Source organism: Streptomyces sp. NPDC102462 (assembly GCF_044765425.1).
In the GTDB taxonomy this organism is placed as follows: domain Bacteria; phylum Actinomycetota; class Actinomycetes; order Streptomycetales; family Streptomycetaceae; genus Streptomyces.
Map to the genome: position 1 here is coordinate 176,328 of NZ_JBIWKB010000004.1, position 17,147 is coordinate 193,474.

At 70.9% G+C, this 17,147-nt stretch carries 15 protein-coding genes; 2 read left to right on the forward strand and 13 right to left on the reverse strand.

What is annotated here, in order from left to right; genetic code table 11:
* Positions 1 to 123: 123 nt before the first annotated feature.
* The 13 genes from ACIRFL_RS05765 to ACIRFL_RS05825 all read right to left on the reverse strand — a co-directional run bounded on the left by ACIRFL_RS05765 (position 124) and on the right by ACIRFL_RS05825 (position 12,259).
* Positions 124 to 1,302 carry an NADase-type glycan-binding domain-containing protein gene (locus tag ACIRFL_RS05765; RefSeq protein ID WP_404024264.1) on the reverse strand — a complete coding sequence of 393 codons (1,179 nt, stop codon included), beginning with the start codon at positions 1,300 to 1,302 and terminating at the stop codon, positions 124 to 126.
* Positions 1,302 to 1,865 (reverse strand): phage tail protein, encoded by a 564-nt coding sequence (locus ACIRFL_RS05770; RefSeq protein WP_404024265.1) that lies wholly within the window; start codon positions 1,863 to 1,865, stop codon positions 1,302 to 1,304. The genes ACIRFL_RS05765 and ACIRFL_RS05770 overlap by 1 nt, the downstream gene beginning before the upstream one ends.
* Positions 1,866 to 3,845 (reverse strand): putative baseplate assembly protein, encoded by a 1,980-nt coding sequence (locus ACIRFL_RS05775; protein WP_404024266.1) that lies wholly within the window; start codon positions 3,843 to 3,845, stop codon positions 1,866 to 1,868.
* Entirely contained in the window at positions 3,842 to 4,261 is a 420-nt protein-coding gene (locus ACIRFL_RS05780) for a GPW/gp25 family protein (protein WP_404024268.1), read from the reverse strand. Before ACIRFL_RS05780 ends, ACIRFL_RS05775 begins: the two co-directional genes overlap by 4 nt.
* The gene (locus tag ACIRFL_RS05785; RefSeq protein WP_404024270.1) at positions 4,261 to 4,542 is read right to left on the reverse strand and encodes a PAAR domain-containing protein; all 282 of its coding nucleotides are present in this window, start codon (positions 4,540 to 4,542) and stop codon (positions 4,261 to 4,263) included. The genes ACIRFL_RS05780 and ACIRFL_RS05785 overlap by 1 nt, the downstream gene beginning before the upstream one ends.
* Before the next feature lie 68 nt (positions 4,543 to 4,610).
* On the reverse strand, positions 4,611 to 6,509 hold the full coding sequence (locus tag ACIRFL_RS05790; RefSeq protein ID WP_404024271.1) for a VgrG-related protein: 1,899 nt from the start codon (positions 6,507 to 6,509) through the stop codon (positions 4,611 to 4,613).
* 10 nt (positions 6,510 to 6,519) lie between these two features.
* Positions 6,520 to 7,332 carry a LysM peptidoglycan-binding domain-containing protein gene (locus ACIRFL_RS05795; protein WP_404024273.1) on the reverse strand — a complete coding sequence of 271 codons (813 nt, stop codon included), beginning with the start codon at positions 7,330 to 7,332 and terminating at the stop codon, positions 6,520 to 6,522.
* 3 nt (positions 7,333 to 7,335) lie between these two features.
* The gene (locus tag ACIRFL_RS05800) at positions 7,336 to 7,770 is read right to left on the reverse strand and encodes a phage tail protein (protein ID WP_121890064.1); all 435 of its coding nucleotides are present in this window, start codon (positions 7,768 to 7,770) and stop codon (positions 7,336 to 7,338) included.
* 64 nt (positions 7,771 to 7,834) lie between these two features.
* Entirely contained in the window at positions 7,835 to 9,592 is a 1,758-nt protein-coding gene (locus ACIRFL_RS05805) for a hypothetical protein (protein WP_404024276.1), read from the reverse strand.
* 5 nt (positions 9,593 to 9,597) lie between these two features.
* Positions 9,598 to 9,741: a DUF6760 family protein gene (locus ACIRFL_RS05810; protein WP_404024278.1), complete on the reverse strand. Its 144-nt coding sequence runs from the start codon at positions 9,739 to 9,741 to the stop codon at positions 9,598 to 9,600.
* Positions 9,738 to 10,187 (reverse strand): hypothetical protein, encoded by a 450-nt coding sequence (locus ACIRFL_RS05815; RefSeq protein ID WP_404024281.1) that lies wholly within the window; start codon positions 10,185 to 10,187, stop codon positions 9,738 to 9,740. Before ACIRFL_RS05815 ends, ACIRFL_RS05810 begins: the two co-directional genes overlap by 4 nt.
* Positions 10,187 to 10,630 (reverse strand): phage tail protein, encoded by a 444-nt coding sequence (locus tag ACIRFL_RS05820; protein WP_059142910.1) that lies wholly within the window; start codon positions 10,628 to 10,630, stop codon positions 10,187 to 10,189. The genes ACIRFL_RS05815 and ACIRFL_RS05820 overlap by 1 nt, the downstream gene beginning before the upstream one ends.
* Before the next feature lie 57 nt (positions 10,631 to 10,687).
* A complete protein-coding gene (locus tag ACIRFL_RS05825) occupies positions 10,688 to 12,259 on the reverse strand; it encodes a phage tail sheath family protein (RefSeq protein WP_404024284.1) in 1,572 nt (523 codons plus the stop codon).
* Between the two features lie 307 nt (positions 12,260 to 12,566).
* Here ACIRFL_RS05825 and ACIRFL_RS05830 point away from each other — a divergent pair, with 307 nt between their 5' ends.
* A complete protein-coding gene (locus ACIRFL_RS05830) occupies positions 12,567 to 16,577 on the forward strand; it encodes a hypothetical protein (RefSeq protein ID WP_404024286.1) in 4,011 nt (1,336 codons plus the stop codon).
* Complete coding sequence (locus tag ACIRFL_RS05835; RefSeq protein ID WP_404024288.1) at positions 16,567 to 17,118, forward strand: hypothetical protein; 552 nt, start codon at positions 16,567 to 16,569, stop codon at positions 17,116 to 17,118. Before ACIRFL_RS05830 ends, ACIRFL_RS05835 begins: the two co-directional genes overlap by 11 nt.
* Positions 17,119 to 17,147: the final 29 nt, after the last annotated feature.

The window sequence follows — 17,147 nt, forward strand, 5'->3', positions numbered from 1 at the left end:
AGTTCGCTCCCCAGCAAGCAGTTCCACGGCGACGGGACGGTGAACGCAGGGTTGCTGCCGCTCGGGAAACAGACGGAAATCTGAAGATCCCGTGTGCGGACCGTGGCAGGGACGCGGGGGTGGTTACTGGCGGCCGAAGAACTCCACCTCGGCGATGGCGATGCGGCGGTCGGCGCGGACGCCGTAGGCGGCGTCCACCGTCAGCCTGACCCGCGTCACCTCCGAGCCCCGCACGTCGAAACTCTGCTGGCCGGGCGCGTCGTTGAGGTTGATCGCCTTGGTGGTGCGCTCACCCTCCGCCGACACCAGGGTGACGGTGATCTCCGACGGCCGTGCCTGGGTGAGGAATTCGTCCCCCTTCGCCGAACTCCCCGAAGTGATCAGCAGTTTCTGCAGCCGCACCGGACGGTCGAACTCCGCGTCCAGATACTGGCCCGCGCCGGGCCCGCGGCCGGCGGGCGCCCAGTAGCGGTTGCTGAACCCGTCGAAGGCCGCCTGCGCCCGGTGGGCCGGCGACTCGCTGGACGCGCTCACCCTCACCGGGTGCAGCGGTTTCGGGTCACCGGCGCGGTCCTCGGTGAACGTGAGCACATCGGACAGGTACGAGCGGGCCAGCCACGCCACGGCGGCGAGCACGAGCAGCAGCACCGGCAGGGTCAGGCGCGGCCGTGGCCACCTGCGACGTCTGGACCTGGGCCGGCTCCCGGCGGCCAGCGGACGCTCCCGGCGGCCCGGCACGAGCCGACGCCACCACGGCGGAGCGACTTCGGGCGTGGGCGCCGGCGCGGTGTCGAGCAGATCGCCGCAGCCGACGCAGAGCCTGCGGTCGTACGGGTTCTCCCGGCCGCACGCCGGGCAGCGCCGGGTGGCCGGGGGCGGCGGGGCGCTGGGCCGGGGCGGCGCCGACGGCGCCGCGGCCGAGGCGGTGGCCGCCGTGTCCGGCGGGTCCGGGCGGTGGTCGGGACCGGTCCCGGAGCCGTCGGGCCGGGGGTCGCCCGGCCGCACCGGTGCCGCCGTGGAGCCCTCAGGGTGCGCCGGGGCCGGGACGGGGGCGGTCGACGGCGATCCCACGGTCGACGCAGCCGGGGGAGTCGGGGCAGGCGAGGGAGGCGGGGGAGGCTGAACGGGCGGGGGAGCGGCCGGCGCCGTGGCGTCGGGCGGCCGCTCGCCGGCCCCGTCCGCCGCGGTCTCCGCTGTGCCGTCCGGCGGCTGCGCCTCGTCGTCCCAGCCGAGGAACGCCTGGCAGGAGCCGCAGAAGCGGGTACGCGCCGGATTGCGGTGACCGCACTCGGGGCAGATCATCAGGCACCCGTCCCGTCCGACGCCACCACGACGTCCACCGTGTACGGAACATGCGCGGGCACCTCGGCGGCCATCAGCCGCTCCAGCCGTACCCGCGTCGGGGCGACGGCCCCTTCGTCCGCCACCCGCAGCCGCACCCTCAGCCAGACACCCGCCGACCCGGGCAGCGCCGAACCCGGCTCGGCGGACCAGGACGTGGCGCCGCTCTCCTCGATCTCCGGTTCGACACCCGTCTCCATCCGTATCGCCGCCGCCAGCCCGTGCCGGGTACCGCGGGCGCGGTGCCGGGCCACCGCCCCGGTCACCAGGGCGCGGCGCTGGTGCACCGGCCGCTCCGGGTCGGCCTCCACCGCGACCCATCCGGCCAGCCACGCCAGCAGATCCTCGGGTGCGGTCCGCGGATGCAGATGGGCGGGCAGGTTGTCCAGGGTGAGCAGCACCGGCGCCAGCACCTCGTCCAGCGCGCTCAGAAACCGCTCGACGAACGGTTGCTCCATATAGACGGCGGGCAGTTGATGCAGCAACGGATGCGGCGTCGGCAGCCCCGGAAGTCCTTCGCGCACTCACGCCTCCCGCACCCGGAGCCGGTGTTCGTAGCTGAACACCAGCGCATGCCGGTCCAGTTCGATCCTCGCGGTGGCCTCGGCGCGCTGTCCGCTCACCGGGTCCGCCGGAAACAGCCGTACGTCCTCGACCAGGTCGACACCGGGCACCCGTTGCAGCACGGCGAACACCTCCCCGGAGTGCACCGGCCGCCCGAACGGCCAGCCCCGCCCGTCGGGCCCGCCCGTCAGCGGGTTGAAGTAGCCGTACAGCGCGGCCAGGGCCGCGTCCCGCAGCCGGTCGGCCGCCGCGCCACGGGCCGCCACCACCGAGGCCACCACGGTGACGCCCTGGTAGTACGGCGGTTCCACGGCCAGCCGGGTGCCGATCGGGCGCCGCTCGTCCAGATACGAGGCGATCATCGCCAAGGTGTCCCGCGGCGGGATCAACTCCTCGAACCGGATCCGCCCCTGCGCATCGCCCCGCCCGGCCGGAACCACCAACAGCCGTACGCCGGCCCCCAGTTCGTCGCCCTGCCCGGCCTGCTCCCGGTCATCGGCCGGGCCTGCCGGGACGCACGCCACGCGGGCGGCGTCCGGCGCCACCTCACGGGCCAGCAACTCGTAGTCGCGCGGCACCACGGCCCGGTGCAGGGTGCGCAGCGTCATCGGTCCCCGCACCCGCGCGTTCTCCACCGTTTCGCCGTCCACCCCGCCCAGCGCCGGCCGCCGGTTCTCCACCCGGGCCACGAACGGCAGCGAACTGCGCAGCACCCGCAGCGTGCCCCGCGCCACGTTGCCCCGGTGCCCGCCGCCCGTGCGGTAGGAGCGCACCCGCACCGGGGCGCCCTTCGGCGGCACCGCGCCGTACAGCCGCAGCGTGCCGTCGGCCTCCCGTACGGCGGGACCGAAGTCGACCTGGCCCCGGTTGGGGTCCAGGGTGAAGTGGCGGTCGTACGGGGTGGAGTGCGCGAAGTCGTCCACCCGGGTCCACTCCACCCAGCCGGGCCCCTCCGCGATCTCCACCACGAACGGCTCCTCACCCGCCACCACCGGCGGCCGGGCCAGCCGGAAACCCTGCCCCGCGATCCCCTCCGACAGGCCGAGCACCTCCTCCGCCACGGTCTCGGCGTGGGCGGCGGCCACCGTGCCGCCGATGCTGAACGCGCTCGCCCGGCGCACCGTCGGAGACGCCACGTACGTCGGCTGGTCCGCCGCCGCCTCCACCAGCCGGCAACGCAGCCAGCCACCGGACCGCCCGGCGACCACCGAGGCGGTGTGCCCCTCGGGCACATGCAGGATGACCTCGCCCGCCTTGTTGAACCCCCCGGTGTCGTCCTTCTCCACCTCGCACGCCACCCAGGCCGCGCCGTCCCACGCCTCCCACCGCAGCGGCGGGCGGCGCGGGTCGACACCGACGCCGTCCACCCGGCAGTCCAGCCGCAGCACCACCGCACAGCCCGGCACCGGAGCGGACAGCCCGAAACAGAGGCAGTCCCCGGGGACGGGCGCCGCGCCGAAGCACGGCACATCACGGCCGAGCGCCAACTCCTCCGAACGGTCGGCGGCGTTGCCGTCGGCCGGCCAGGTGACGAGATGGGACAGCTCACACGGCACCACCGACAGGTCCCGGCCGGTGGTGAACACCACCGCCTCCTCGGTCTCGGTGCGCACCGTGGCGACCTCCGTGCCCGCCCGCACACGCACCGTGTCGGGCTGCGGCGCGGACAGCCAGAACGTGACCTCGGTGCGGGCGGCCGTCGGCGGGAACAGCCGTACGCCGATGAGGTCGAGGAAGGCCAGATAGTTCTTCTCCGGAACCCGGTTGAGCCGGTAGACGAGCTGGTCGACCATGGTGGCGAACGCCTCGATCAGGGTGACTCCCGGGTCCGACACGTTGTGGTCGGTCCACTCGGGACAGCGCTGCTGCACCAGCCGTTTGGCCTCGTCCACCAGGCCCTGGAAACGCCGGTCGTCCAGGTTGGGGCTGGGCAGCGTCACCGCGATCCCCCGCCCGTGCTCTCGCCGTCCGGGATCACATAGAACGGGAAGACCAGGTTGCGTGGGTCGTTGGTGCCGCGCACCGCATAGCCGATGACGATGTACAGCACCCCGTTGTCCGCCTCGTCGAACCGTACGGCGACGTCCGCGACCTCGATCCGCGGCTCCCACCGCTCCAGCGCCAGCCGCACCTCGTAGGCGAGTTGACCGGCCGTACCGGCGTCCGCGGGCGCGAACACATAGTCGCCGAGCGCGCAGCCGAACTCCGGGCGCATCGGACGTTCGCCGGGCGAGGTGGCCAGGACCAGCCGGATCGACTCCTCGATCTCGCGTTCGTCCCTGACCAGCGCTATACCGCCGGTGGCGTCCGTGCGGGGCGGGAAGGCCCAGCCCGCGCCGATGAATTGACGTCCCATCAGCCCTGGCCTCCGATCTGCACGGTCGGGCACCCGGCCGTGATCGGCGCGCCGCAGCCCGCCGTATCGCCCACCCGGGCCGCGGGCCGGCCGCCGATCAGCACGCTGGAACTGCCGGGCGGGGCGATCGCGGACGGGGCGTGCGCGGCGGGTGAGGCGCACTGGTGCGGGGTGCCCACAGTGGCCGCCGGCTGCCCGCCGATCAGCACGGTGGGCTCTCCGGGCGGGCCGACCACCCCGGGATGCCCGGTGGGATCGCCGACGCGTGCGGCTGCTGGCATGTGCTGTGCCCCCTGCCTGGTTCGTCACGTTCCTGCGGTTGCGGACGATGAGTTGCCTGCGGCGCGGTTCAGTTGATGCGTACGAGAGGCGCGTTGACGGACAAGGCGTTGCCGCCCCTGAGTTCGGTCCTGGTGGTGCTGCCCACCGCCACCTGGTTGCCCCGCACCTCCACCGCGCCGTCCGTCGCGAGCTTCAGCGGGCCGTTGCCGCCGTCCACCTGGACGCCGGTACGGGCGGTGAGCCTGACCGAATCGCCGGTCAGCTCCAGCGTTCCGCCGCCCGCGTCCAGCGCGACCCCGTTGCCCGCGCTGATGGAGACCTGTTCCTTCGCCTCGATCTCCACCGTGCCGTCGCTGTGCACCACGACCGTGGTGCCCCTGCGGTCGAGGCTGATCCTCAGCTTTCCGTCGCCCGTCGACAGCCGTACGCCCTGCGGTCCGTTCGCGGCATCCAGCAGTTCCAGCCGGTCGCCGCTGCGGGCACCGAAGGCACGCTTGGTGACGGCTCCGCTGGTGGGGTCCACCGCCCCGGCGTCCTCGTCCGTCTGCGGACCGCCCCCCTGCGCCGGCCCGCCGCCGGTGCCGCCGGGCTTGTCCTGCCCGTTGTAGAGCCCGGCGAGGACGTAGGGACGGTCCAGATGGCCCTGTTCGAACCCGACCAGCACCTCGTCGCCGACCTCGGGGATGAACGCCTCCCCGCCGCCGGTGCCGCTCGCCTGCGCGGTCCGCGCCCAGTCGCTCGCGTACTCGTCGGACAGCCACGGGAACCGCACCTTCACCCGGCCCAGACCCTCCGGGTCCTTGGTGTCCGTGACCGTGCCGTTGGCCAGCCCCGAACACCGGGCGCCCGCCCCCGTGCCGGTTCCCGTGCCGCCGGTCAGCCCGAACAGCGAGCGTTCCTGCTGCCCGGACACCGTCACCCACGTCTCGTAGCCGCGCACCGGATCGAACACGTGCCGCGACGACGTGACGGTGTACCGGCCCTCGAAGGGAGCGCCGACCCCGGCCAGGGTGACCGCGCCACCCGCCCGCACCTCCGGGTTTCCCCGGATCACCGCCTCCAGCTCGGCGAACGACCCGGCGATCCGCGCGGCGAGCGCCTTCGCCGCCTGGTCCACCTGGGCCTGGTTCCCGTACGGCGCGTCGGACACCACGAAGTCGGCCTCGCCGAACGGCCGCGCCACCTCGGCCGCCGTCACGCCCAGCTGCAGCGTCGCCGCGGAGCCCGCGTCGGCGCGGCCGACCAGCGGCTGCTTGGCCCGTACGTCCCAGCCGCGCACCTCCACCGCCGAGACCTGTTCGGCGGCCGACACCGCGGCCCGGCAGCGCAGCAGATTGTCACCCATCTCCAGGACCAGCGGATTGCGGTCCGCGCGGGCGGAGGTGTCGGGGGCGTCGCCCGCCTCGGTGGGCCTCGACACATGGAGCCGGCCGTCCCTCACGAAGACCTGGACACCCGCCTGATCGGCCAGCGAGCTGACGAACTCCCAGTCGCTCAAGTTGGGCTGCGCGACGTGTTCCAGCACCGGGCCCGCCACGTCGATCGTGCCCGGCTTCAGCCCGGCCCGCCGCGCCACCTGGACACAGATGTCCGCCAGCGTCATGTTCTGATAGCCGGCCACCCGGCGGCCCCGGAAGAGACGATGGGACTCGTCGAGGCCCCGCACCACGGTGTAGGTCCCGGTGTCGTCGATCTCCACCTCCAGCGCCGTCACGCTCCCGGTCAGCAGCGGACGCGGCGACGGGCCGCCGTCGGCGCCGGCCAGCAGCCGCACCTCGGTACCGATCCGCACCCCCGTCTGCTCCAGCAGCACCCGGCTCGGGTCGCGGAACCGCAGCAGGAACAGGTCGGGGAGGGTACGGCTGTCGTCCACGTACCCCTCGACCAGGGTGTTCGTCAGGGCCGCGGAGAGCGGCCGGCCGCCGAACTCCACCACCAGGGACTTCGCGACGCTCTGATGGACCATGACGCCCGCCTCACCGACCCCTGTCGTGTCCGTCGCCCAGACCGCCGCCCGGGCCGTGCGGCCCCCGCGCGCGCTCCAGTTCGTCCAGCGCCGGGAGCAGCAGCTCGCGCCCCTCGGGCAGGCGCATCGGATCGTCGATCCCGTTCGCCTCCGCGATCGCCCGCCAGCCGGCCGGGTCGCCGTACTCACGCCAGGCGAGCAGCGCCAGCGTGTCCCCGGTGCGCACCCGGTGCACCCGCCGCGCGTGCAGGGCGCCCGAGGTCGGGTTCTGCCCCGGGGTCTCCCCGCTGATCTCCTCCATGGTCACCTGGCACACCGCCCGGATCGGCACTCCGGACGTGGTGAACAGGGTGTATTTGGCCTGCACTTGGCTGACGTAACCGGGGAAACCGGTGAGCCCGCCCCAGTGGAACACCACCCAGGGCGGTGAGGACCGCTGCTGCTGCCGTGTCTCGTTCGTCGGCACACAGCACGCGAACAGCTTCTCCACCGCGGTCACCACGCTGGTGTCCTGCGTGTCGCTCGCGTCGAAGAACATCTCCACCGTGAGCTTGCTGGGCTGCGGGCCCTGGTACTCCGGCGGCCCCGCGCTCTTCGCGCCCTTCGCCGGAGTGCGTTTCCAGGCCGCCGCCTTCGTCAGGGACAGCTCCTTGGGGTTGAACTGGAAGTCGATCCGCCCGCACGGCCCGCCGGGCGTCAGGCTCCCGCCCGGCGGCGGAGTGCGCAGCTCCAGGTACGCGTGCTCCAGCTTGGGCCGGGCCCCGCCCCCCTGGGCGGCGGCCGTCCCCGCCCCCGCCGCGCTGAACGCCACCGGAGAACCCACGGGTCAGTCCTCCATCGTCACGAAGCCGTGGTGGGCGATCTCGATCGTCTCCATGGCCACCTTGGGCGATTCCGGGTTGAACGCCGGTCCGGTCCAGCGCACCGGCACCACCTCAAGCAGTCCCCACTTCGCCACCGGGCGTCCGTCCCCGGTGCGTGCCTCGATGTGCGCCGTCCTGCGTCTGATCCCGGTGGTCATGCTCGCGAACCACTTGGCCACCTTCTCGGTCTCCCGGGTCAGCGGCCTGGACAGCTTGATGTTGGGGTACTTCAGGCGGGTGGGCAGCTGCCAGAGATGGATGTTGTTGCCGCCTTCCTCGCGCTGTTCGAGCACGACCTCGCAGCCCAGGCCCTCGCAGGTGTTGAACGAGCCGAGTTCGATGCCGTCCACGGTGACGACGAAGCAGACGCTGACCGCGGGGTCGTCGGTCACGGCCATGCCGTCCCTCCTTGGTGTTCGGTCCGTGCGGTGCGCACGCGGTCGGTGGCTGGTCGGAGCCTGGTCAGTGCCTTGTGTCGATCAGGTGTCCGGCCCGTTCCCGGTCCAGCCGCAGCTCCGCCTTGAGCAGTCGGCTGAGCGGGGCGAACAGGGCGCGGACCAGTGCGTCGTCCACCTTCGGCGGGCCCCCGGGGCCGGGCTCGCCGGGCGGCTCCCCGGAGGCGGCCGGGGCGGTGGCCGAGGCGCCGGGAACGGGTTCGGGTGACGACGGGGCTGGCGGGTCGGGCAGGTCGGGCGGGGCCGGGGGACCCGGGGGTGGGGGAGGATCCGGCGGGGTGGTCCCGGTGTCGCGTTGCACGGACGGGAGGAACCGGGCGGAGAGAACGGGTTCGGCGGCTGTCACGGCCCGGGCGCGCTGGACGGCCGCGGAGAACGGCACCGACGCGGACGGCCGCGGGAACGCCGGAGCGGCGGCGACGGGAAGCACGGGCGCGGCGGACGGCGGCCGGAAGACCACGGAACCGTCGGCCATGCGCTGTGCCACCCCGGCGGCGACGGCCACCGAGCCGGCGTCGACCGGCATCGGCGACCGGGACACGACCGGTGCGGCCGGGCGTGCGACGGCCGGCCGGGCAGGGGGCGCGACGCCCGTGGCGAGGGACCGCTGGGCGTACGGCACCGGCACGGACCGTACCGGGTCCGCGGTGGCTGCGGCCGGTGCTCCCGGCGCGGGGGCGCCGGTGGTCCGGTACCCGTCGTCGGGCCGTGACCAGCGCACCGGCACCGCGACCTGCTCCTCGGATGCGTGCGGCGCGTCGCCGGCCTCGGGTGGCCGCACACCGGAGAACAGGGGCACCGAACGCTGCGCGACGAGCGGCGCCAGCGGCCCGCTCACCGGGTGTGATCGGGGTGCCGCCGGTGTCCCGTCGGCGGCGGCCCGCCGCACCGGCACCGGGGTGTCGACGGACCGCGGCTCCGGCGGCGGACCGGTGTCCGCAAGGCGCATGACGATCGGGTCGTCGAAGAGCAGCGGCCCGGCGGGCGGGTCGGCCGAGGGAGCGTCGGGCCACGGTGTGACTCCGCCGGGTTCGTCCGGTGCCGGGGAGGCGCCGGTGCCGGTGATGTTCTCCCGCTGGGCGGTAGCGGGCAGTTCGGCCAGCGGCTCGCCGAGGCCGAAGGTGGGTGAGCGAGGGCGGTCGGCCGCGGTGGCCCGCTGGACCGGCGCCGGGGACGGCGCGGAGGGTGCGGACGGTGACGGTGACGGCGATGGTGACGGCGATGGCCGGGCGGACGGCGGTGGCGGGGCCACGGGCGGGTCGGGGCGCGCGGCCTCGACGGGCACAGCGGTGAGCCGGCGTATCCGCATCGCCGGTGGGCGGGCCGCGACCAGCGGTGCGAGCGTGGCAGCAGGGCCCGTGTCCGCGCTGCCCGGTGCCGCCTCTCGCTGCACCGGCAGGTTCGACTGCAGCGCCCCGCGCGCGATGTCGGCGTGGACCTCGCGGCCGACCACCGGTGTCTCCTGCGGCGGGGCCGGTGTGGCCAGCCCATGGCCAAGCCCGGACGGGGCCTCACGGCTCACCAGATGACCGAGCGGCAGCTGCAAGGACGCGTCCCGCCAGGTGTCCAGGGAGCCACGGAACCCCACCGGATCCGTGACCAGGGCGGGAGCGCCCACCGTACGCTGGAGCGGCGGCACGTCACGCCACCCGGCCATCCGCGCCGGCGCACGGTCCGTCTCCGGCGCGATCGCCGCGTGGCCGCTTGCGCCGTCGCCCTGCCGCTCACGCCGGCGTCGGCCGGCCGGCCAGGACAGCCATCCCATCCGGGTCACCCCTCGTTCAGCCGGGCCACGTGCTGGACGTACCGCAGCCGGTCCTGGTGTTCGAGGTCGAGGATCTGGTCGAGGGACCAGTGGAAGTGGTAGGCGAGGTACGCGACTTCCTCGTGGAGCCGGTCGGCCGCGTACGTCATGATTCCCCCAGGCGACCACCGCCGGACAGGTCCACCGCGAAGCTCTCCTGGCACGAGGGACAGGTGACCGCGGCACGGGTGTGCCCCTCGGCGTTGATACGGCGGTAGAAGTCCTGGAGGAAGGCGAGGTCGGAGGCGAACAGGTCCTCGACGATCCCCGGGTGGACGTCCTCGATCGAGCCGAGTCGCACGAGCACCCGGGAGATCAACACCACGGACAGATAGGCGGAGTTCTCCCGTACCCGGTCGTCGCGCAGCGGGACCAGTTCGTCGCGGGCGGTCGCGAGCCGCATCACCCCGGCCCGGTGCACGGTCCCGGAATCGTCCACGTAGCCACGCGGCAGTTCGAAGGCGAACTCGGTTTGCAGGGTGTCGACCTGCCCGGCCCGGTCCGCCGCCGCGGCCCCGGGCTCGGCCGCGGACGGCGTCGCGATCGTACGCCGCATCAGTCGACTTCCACGCTCTCGTAGGTGATGGCCAGCTTCTCGGTGAGAACGGAGGTGTCCCCGGCCTTCAGGGTGCTGATCTCCAGCGACTTGGGCCAGGCGTTGATCAGCTTGTAGCGCTTGATGGGGATGCCCTCGTAGTCGTAGACGATGATGGAGCCGTTGCGGCGGGCGTTGGTCATCTTCCCGAACCGGGAATCCTTGATCCACTGCTCGAAGCTGTTGTCCTCCGTCAGACCGCGGGTGACGGTGACCTCACCGGCCTTGGGACGGCCCGGGAGCTTCTTGATGGCGTATTTGCCGTCGGCGGTGTTCTGCTTCAGCTCGATGACGTCCTGCTCCATCTTCAGGCCGCTCACCTCGGTGATCTGCCTGATGAGAACGCTGTCGAATTCGAGGCCGAAGGAATGTCCTACGGAACTGTCGAGTTCGGGGAGCGGCATGCCAGCCTCCTAATGCTCCGGATCCTGTCGGTCCTGGCGGCCCCGCGGGCCGTGGCGTCACTCGTCGATCCCGCCCGACCCCGCCGAGAGCTGGGCGAGCCGGAACACCACGAACTCCGCTGGTTTGACCGGGGCCACCCCGACCTCACAGATGACCTGACCGGCCTCGATCGACTCCGGAGGATTGGTCTCGCGGTCGCATTTCACATAGAACGCCTCGTCCGGCGTCAGCCCGAACAGGGCGCCCTTGCGCCACTCGTTGACCAGGAACGCCGAGATGGTGCGCCGGATCCGGGCCCACAACGCGTCGTCGTTCGGTTCGAAGACCACCCACTGCGTGCCCGCGAGGATCGACTCCTCCAGATAGTTGAAGAGCCGGCGCACATTGAGGTACCGCCACGACGGATCGTCGGCGAGGGTGCGCGCGCCCCATATCCGGATGCCGCGGCCGGGAAAGGCGCGGATGCAGTTGAGCCCGATGGGATTGAGCAGGTCGTGCTCCCCCTTGGTGATCCGCGTCTGCAGACCGACCGCGCCCCGCAGCACCTCGTTGGCCGGTGCCTTGTGCACCCCGCGCGTCTCATCGTTGCGCGCCCACACGCCCGCGACGTGCCCGCTCGGAGGCACGAAGGCGTCACGGCCGACGGCCGGGTCGAACACCTTGATCCAGGGGTAGTAGAGGGTGGCGTACCGGGAGTCGAAACCGGTCGTCTCCTCCCGCCACGTCTTGATCTGGCGAGGGCTCAGGGCGGGCGGTGGATCGAGGATCGCGATCCGGTCGCCCATGGCCTCGCAGTGCGTGATCAGCCCGCGCTGCACGGAGATCACCGTCTCCAGGTCCAGCGCCCCCCGCTGGTAGGCACTCATCAGATCCGGTGCGGCCACCATCGTGACCTCTTCGACCGCTTCAAGCCCGCCGAACCCGGTGCGCCGGTCGGGATCGCCGACGTAGGAGTCGGCGGACAGCGCATCGGGCACCCCGGCCACCCCGCCGCCCGGACCGGCACCGGGCGCCGCGGCCAGCGTCACCGACTGGACCTCCGGCCGGGCCGGTGCGGCCCCCTTGCCGGGCTCCTCCAGCCGGATGAGCTGCGACCGGGCGCGGACCTGGGTGGCCACGTTGTCCTTGCTGCGCTTGGTGGTCACCGAGGGGTACGTCTCGACGACCTGCCCGTCCCGCTTCACGATCAGGGTGAAGACGTCCTGGGGCGGATCCTCGCCCTCGGGCTCCGCCACCTCCACGGTGATCTCTCCGGTGACGCCGGGCAGCGCCCGCACGGAGTACGGGCCGAGCCGCGCGGTCTGCCCCGCAAGCTCGGCGCCTTCCTGCGCCGGCTCCCCGGCCTTCCCCACCGGACCCGCCTCGGCGCCGCCGATCCGGATCACGTAGCAGATTCCGCCACCGTTGGCGAAGTACCCGTAGACGGCCGAGGCCAGATAGGTCCCCTCGACGAAGTCGCCGAAGACGCCGGTGAACTGGGTCCAGTTGGTGATGAGGGTCGGCTCGTTGAACGGACCCTTCTGAGCGAAGCCGATGAAGGCGGCGATCGAGGTGCCGACCCCCTCGATCGGACGTGACCCGGATTCCACCTCTTCGACGTAGACGCCCGGGGACAGGTACGACGGCATACCACTCCTCTTGACCGGGTCTCCTCGACCAGGTCGACCAGTTGACCAGGTTGACCGGGGAAGCGAGAGCGATTGTTTCCGGGAGGGGGAACCGCGGGACAGGGCATTCGGCCGCACCCCGGTACAGACGTCCTTGCCCCAAGGGGCAGCGGACCCGCCTCCCTATGGGGCAGCGATCCCTGCCCTCGGCACTACCCCGACTTGCTGGGGGACCACCCCACCGGACCCCGCACTCTGGCAGACATGTTGCGCACGCGCCGCGCGCCAGGGCCCATCGCCGTCGTCATCCGGCCGACCGGGTGATGCGGTGAAGGCTGCGTCGCACAAGCCCGCCGAGCCCACCGCGTCCGCCAAGTCCCCGAACCCGGCGCCGGAACGGACACCGGCGCCGGCACCCGAGCAGGCGCCGGCCCCGGCGCGGCCCACGGGCGCCGGGGGCCTGACCCCCCAGAGCCTGCAACGCCTCCAGGGCACCGCGGGCAACGCGGCGGTCGCCCACCTGGTCGCCCAGCGCTACGCGGCGCCGGTGAAGCCGCCACCGTCCCAGGCGCCGGGCATGCGCAAGGTGAACGCCGACATCGCCGCGAAGAAGCAGAAGCTGGCCCGGCACAGGACCGCGAGCGCCGAGTCCCGTTCGGCGCAGGGCGCGGCGAAGGCCCCGCCCGACGACAGACAGGCACAGGGCAAGGCGGCCAACGCGGAGAAGATGAACGCGGCACAGCCGGGCGAGTTCGACAAGGCGGCGTTCATCGCGGCGGTGAACGAGGCGATCGACAAACAGGCGCCGAAGAACCTGGACGAGGCCGACAAGTTCGCCGACTCGGGCAAGGCGGACGAGATCAAGGGCGCGGTCGACGGCAAGGTCACCGAAGGCAAGGAGTCCTCGGCCAAGGACATCGAGACCACGACCACGGCACCGCCGGACACGTCACAGGCGAAGGAGAAGCACGTCACGCCCATGACGCCGGACCAGCCGCCGGCCAACCCGGGCGCGCCGAACGCCGCCGACGCCGTGCCGCGGCAACAGCCGCCCGAGGTCACGGACTTCTCCGAGGGGCCGCGGCAGACCGACCAGCAGATGGCGGACGCCGAAGTCACCGAGGAACAGCTCGCCAAGAGCAACGAGCCGCAGTTCACCGAAGCCCTGGGGGAGAAGAAGAAGGCCGAACAGCACTCGGCGACGGCCCCGGCACAGGCCCGCACGGCCGAGAAGCAGCAGCTGACGACGGCGAAGGCGGGCGCCGCGGCGGCCGGGGCGACGGCCATGGCGGCGCTGACCGCCAAGCGCGGCGCGGCGGGCAAGGAGGTGGACGGCGGCAAGGGCGAGACGAAGTCGAAGGACGAACAGAAGCGGGAGGAGGTGACGGCCAAGCTCCAGAAGGTCTTCGACGCGACGCAGAGGGACGTCAAGGAGATCCTGGACGGTCTGGACGGCAAGGTCGACAGACAGTTCGAGGAGGGCGAGAAGAAGGCCCGGGACGCCTTCAACACGGACCAGAAGCGCCGGATGAAGGAGTACAAGGACAAGCGCTACGGCGGCTTCTGGGGCCCGGCCAGGTGGGCCAAGGACAAGATCGCGGGCATGCCGGAGGAGGCGAACCAGCTCTTCCAGGAGTCCCGCAAGCTGTACGTGGGCCTGATGCAGGGCGTCATCTCGTCCATCGCCGACATGATCGGCAAGGAGTTGGGCAGGGCCAAGGCCCGCATCTCCCAGGGCCGCGCGGACCTGAAGGCGGAGGTCGACAAACTCCCCGCGGACCTGAGGCAGTTCGGCCAGGAGGCGGCGCAGGACTTCGCCGCCAAGTTCGACGACCTCGAATCGGAGGTCAACGACAAGTCGCAGGAACTGGTCCAGAGCCTGGCGCAGAAGTACACACAGGCCCTGAACGCGGTGGACGAGGAGATCAAGAAGCTCCAGGAGGCGAACAAGGGCCTGGTCCAGAAGGCGGTTGACGCGGTGGTGGGCGTCATCCAGACCATCAAGGAACTCAAGGACCTCCTGATGGGCGTCCTGGCCAAGGCCGCGAGCGCGATCACGAAAATCATCAAGGACCCGATCGGCTTCCTGGGCAACCTGGTCCGTTCGGTGGGCGCGGGGCTCCAGCAGTTCATGTCGAACATCGCCACGCACCTCCAATCGGGCCTGGTGTCATGGCTGCTGGGTACGTCGGTGAAGGCGGGCATAGAGATCCCGTCGAAGTTCGACCTCAAGGGGATCATCCAGCTCATCGCCTCCCTGCTGGGCCTGACCTGGGCGAACATCAAGGCCCGCATCACCCGCAAGGGCGTCCCCGACCAGGCGATGGCGGAGGTCGAGCAGTCGGTGCCGGTCGCTAAGGCGCTGGCGACGGAGGGGCCGGCCGGAGCGACGAAGGAGATCCAGGCCGAGGTGGGCGACCTGAAGTCCACGATCCTGGAGGAACTGAAGTCCTACTTGATCCCGACGGTCATCGTCGCGGGCATCACATGGATTCTGTCGCTGCTGAACCCCGCGTCGGCGTTCGTCCGTGCCGTCAAGGGCATCATCGACATCGTCACGTTCATCGTGACGCAGGGCGCCCAGATCGTGGAGTTCGTGAACGCGGTTCTGGACGCGGTGATCGCCATCGCGGGCGGTGGCTCGGCGGGCGTCCCGAAGATGGTCGAGACGGCCCTGGCGGCCAGCATCCCCCTGCTGATCGGCCTGCTCGCCTCACTCCTCGGCATCGGAAGCCTGGCCAACAAGATCAGACAGGTCTTCCAGAAGGTCTCCCGCCCGGTGAACCGAGCGATCGACAAGATCGCCGCCAAGATCGCCCAGATGGGCAGGAAACTCTGGAACAGGATAAAACCGGCGAAGAATTCCAGGCGACCCACAAAGGATGGGAAGGCAGGGAACGACGGGAAGGGCGCCGGGCAGGGGCAGGGGCAGGGGCAGGGGCGGTCGGCCGCCGCCCTGCGGGAGGCAACCGCATTGGTCAGACCGGACTCGACCGTCGAGGGGATCGAGAAGGAGCTTCCGGGCATCAAGCGCCGTCATGAACTGCGCGTGTTGAAACTCGTGGTGGACCGCTCCGACTCCTCGGGGACCGTCATTCACTTCAAGGCGGTCAACAGTCCGGCACAGGTGAGCCGGCCGCAGCGCCTCAACGGGATGAGCGAGGAGGAAGCGCTCAAGAAAGTTCGGGCGAAACTTCCGGCGGCCGCCCAGGAGTATGTGTCGACGGTGCATACGGGTTGGTGGCGCAGATATATCTCCAAGGTACGCCTGGGTGTCGAGGAAGACTCACCTTCCTTGTGGAGTGAGGGCGACGTGTCCGGGACCGAGGATGCGGCGATCCGGCACTCGGGAACGGATGGTTTCCAGAAGCCGTTGACGGCCTACTTCACAAGCGGCCAGTACAAGTCGAAGTCCTTCTACTGGTATGTCTTCACCCGTAAGGAAAGTACGGCAAAGAAGGAATTTCTGGGTCACCTCGGAGCGCCGGTTCCGCAACGGCTGAAGGACCGAGGGCTTGCCAGGATCGCCAGCGCGTCCGGCCTCGATCAAGGCTACAAGGACGGCATGATCAGTAAGCTGAACGCGCTAGGTCCTGATTCCTACAACGTCGATACCGAGCCGTACGGTCGGCTGGCACTGCCTTCACAGGGTGAGGCCGAACATTCCAATTTCTATCCGGAGAACATAGAGCTAAATGACGACGGAACCCGGCGGGTCACCACGTACACCACACGTGCGGGCAAGACGTTTGTGGTGACCGAGACCGATCCCAACCGCTCCGCGACACTGAAGGTGGAAGGGTTCGATCTCCGTCTCAAGACGGGAGGTGGGCCGCGTGGTGTGACGCAGGATTCACCCGGTTTCATCAGCGGTGAGGGCTTCAATCGCGCACACGCTGTTGCCGATCTGTTCGGAGGATCCGGCTATCGCGAAGCTCGCAATCTGGTGACCACGAGCGACCACTACAACAAGATCGTCATGCGGGATGCCGAGAGGGTGATCGCAAACGAAGTGGTGACGTTCGCCGGCGGCCGAGAAAGGACAGGAGAAGTATCCATCAACCTGACGGTGACGATTTCGTTCGGGGAGCTTTTGAAGGATTTCCTGGAAGGAAAGATCCGAGGGCATCCTGAATTCCGGAGCGGTGACGCCGAGGCGGAGCGCGAGCTGAAGGACATGCTCGATGACATGTTCGATGACCCGGTCAAGCGGGTCATCGAAACAAAGTACGAATGGACGATGACTCTGTCGTCCGGAGACAGTGATTCAGGTGATATCGTCATCGGGTCCGACGATTGGCTTTTCATCGGTCGAAGGGTGTCGAGTCGTGGAAATTGACGGCGCTGTGGACTTCTTCAACGCATATTTGGATGCGGAGTACGCGGAAGCGGTGGCGGCTCGCTCCGAACCGGATCAGGTGCTGGACGAGCGGCGCCGGGCCAGTGAGGCGTTCATGTATGCGGCTCCAGGTGTAGTCATGTCCTCTGTTATCGGGCGCGGCCGAGGATGGTCCGCGGAGAAATTGTCCGAGTATGCGCAGACCGTCCATCAGGTGGCCCGTCGAGTGCTGTTCCTGGTGGCTGAGTACCGCCACTCCGAGTGGGATCGGCTGTTCGCCGGGTATGCCAGTGGCCCGAGGCCCAGGATCACGGGTTCTTATGGGCAGTTGTTGTATGCAGCCGAGATCGAGGGGCAGCCGAAGATCATCGCCCAGTACGCTCCGGAGATCCTGGAACCGGCCCCACCCATGCGATGGAGCCATGCCCAGGGGGCCGAGATCGGTGATCCCGGTCGGCCGGTGGCCATCCGGGCACTCGCGGAACCGACACTCCAGGAGCACCGGCAGGACTGGATCGCCCTCCGTGATTCCATGGCCTGATCCGAGGCAGGACCGCGCAGCGTGTATGC

Bases quoted from the DNA above. Each gene is read 5' to 3' on its own strand.
- ACIRFL_RS05765 (WP_404024264.1), bottom strand. From the start codon at position 1,302: ATGATCTGCCCCGAGTGCGGTCACCGCAATCCGGCGCGTACCCGCTTC.
- ACIRFL_RS05780 (WP_404024268.1), bottom strand. From the start codon at position 4,261: ATGGGACGTCAATTCATCGGCGCGGGCTGGGCCTTCCCGCCCCGCACG.
- ACIRFL_RS05785 (WP_404024270.1), bottom strand. From the start codon at position 4,542: ATGCCAGCAGCCGCACGCGTCGGCGATCCCACCGGGCATCCCGGGGTG.
- ACIRFL_RS05790 (WP_404024271.1), bottom strand. From the start codon at position 6,509: ATGGTCCATCAGAGCGTCGCGAAGTCCCTGGTGGTGGAGTTCGGCGGC.
- ACIRFL_RS05800 (WP_121890064.1), bottom strand. From the start codon at position 7,770: ATGGCCGTGACCGACGACCCCGCGGTCAGCGTCTGCTTCGTCGTCACC.
- ACIRFL_RS05805 (WP_404024276.1), bottom strand. From the start codon at position 9,592: ATGGGATGGCTGTCCTGGCCGGCCGGCCGACGCCGGCGTGAGCGGCAG.
- ACIRFL_RS05810 (WP_404024278.1), bottom strand. From the start codon at position 9,741: ATGACGTACGCGGCCGACCGGCTCCACGAGGAAGTCGCGTACCTCGCC.
- ACIRFL_RS05815 (WP_404024281.1), bottom strand. From the start codon at position 10,187: ATGCGGCGTACGATCGCGACGCCGTCCGCGGCCGAGCCCGGGGCCGCG.
- ACIRFL_RS05820 (WP_059142910.1), bottom strand. From the start codon at position 10,630: ATGCCGCTCCCCGAACTCGACAGTTCCGTAGGACATTCCTTCGGCCTC.
- ACIRFL_RS05825 (WP_404024284.1), bottom strand. From the start codon at position 12,259: ATGCCGTCGTACCTGTCCCCGGGCGTCTACGTCGAAGAGGTGGAATCC.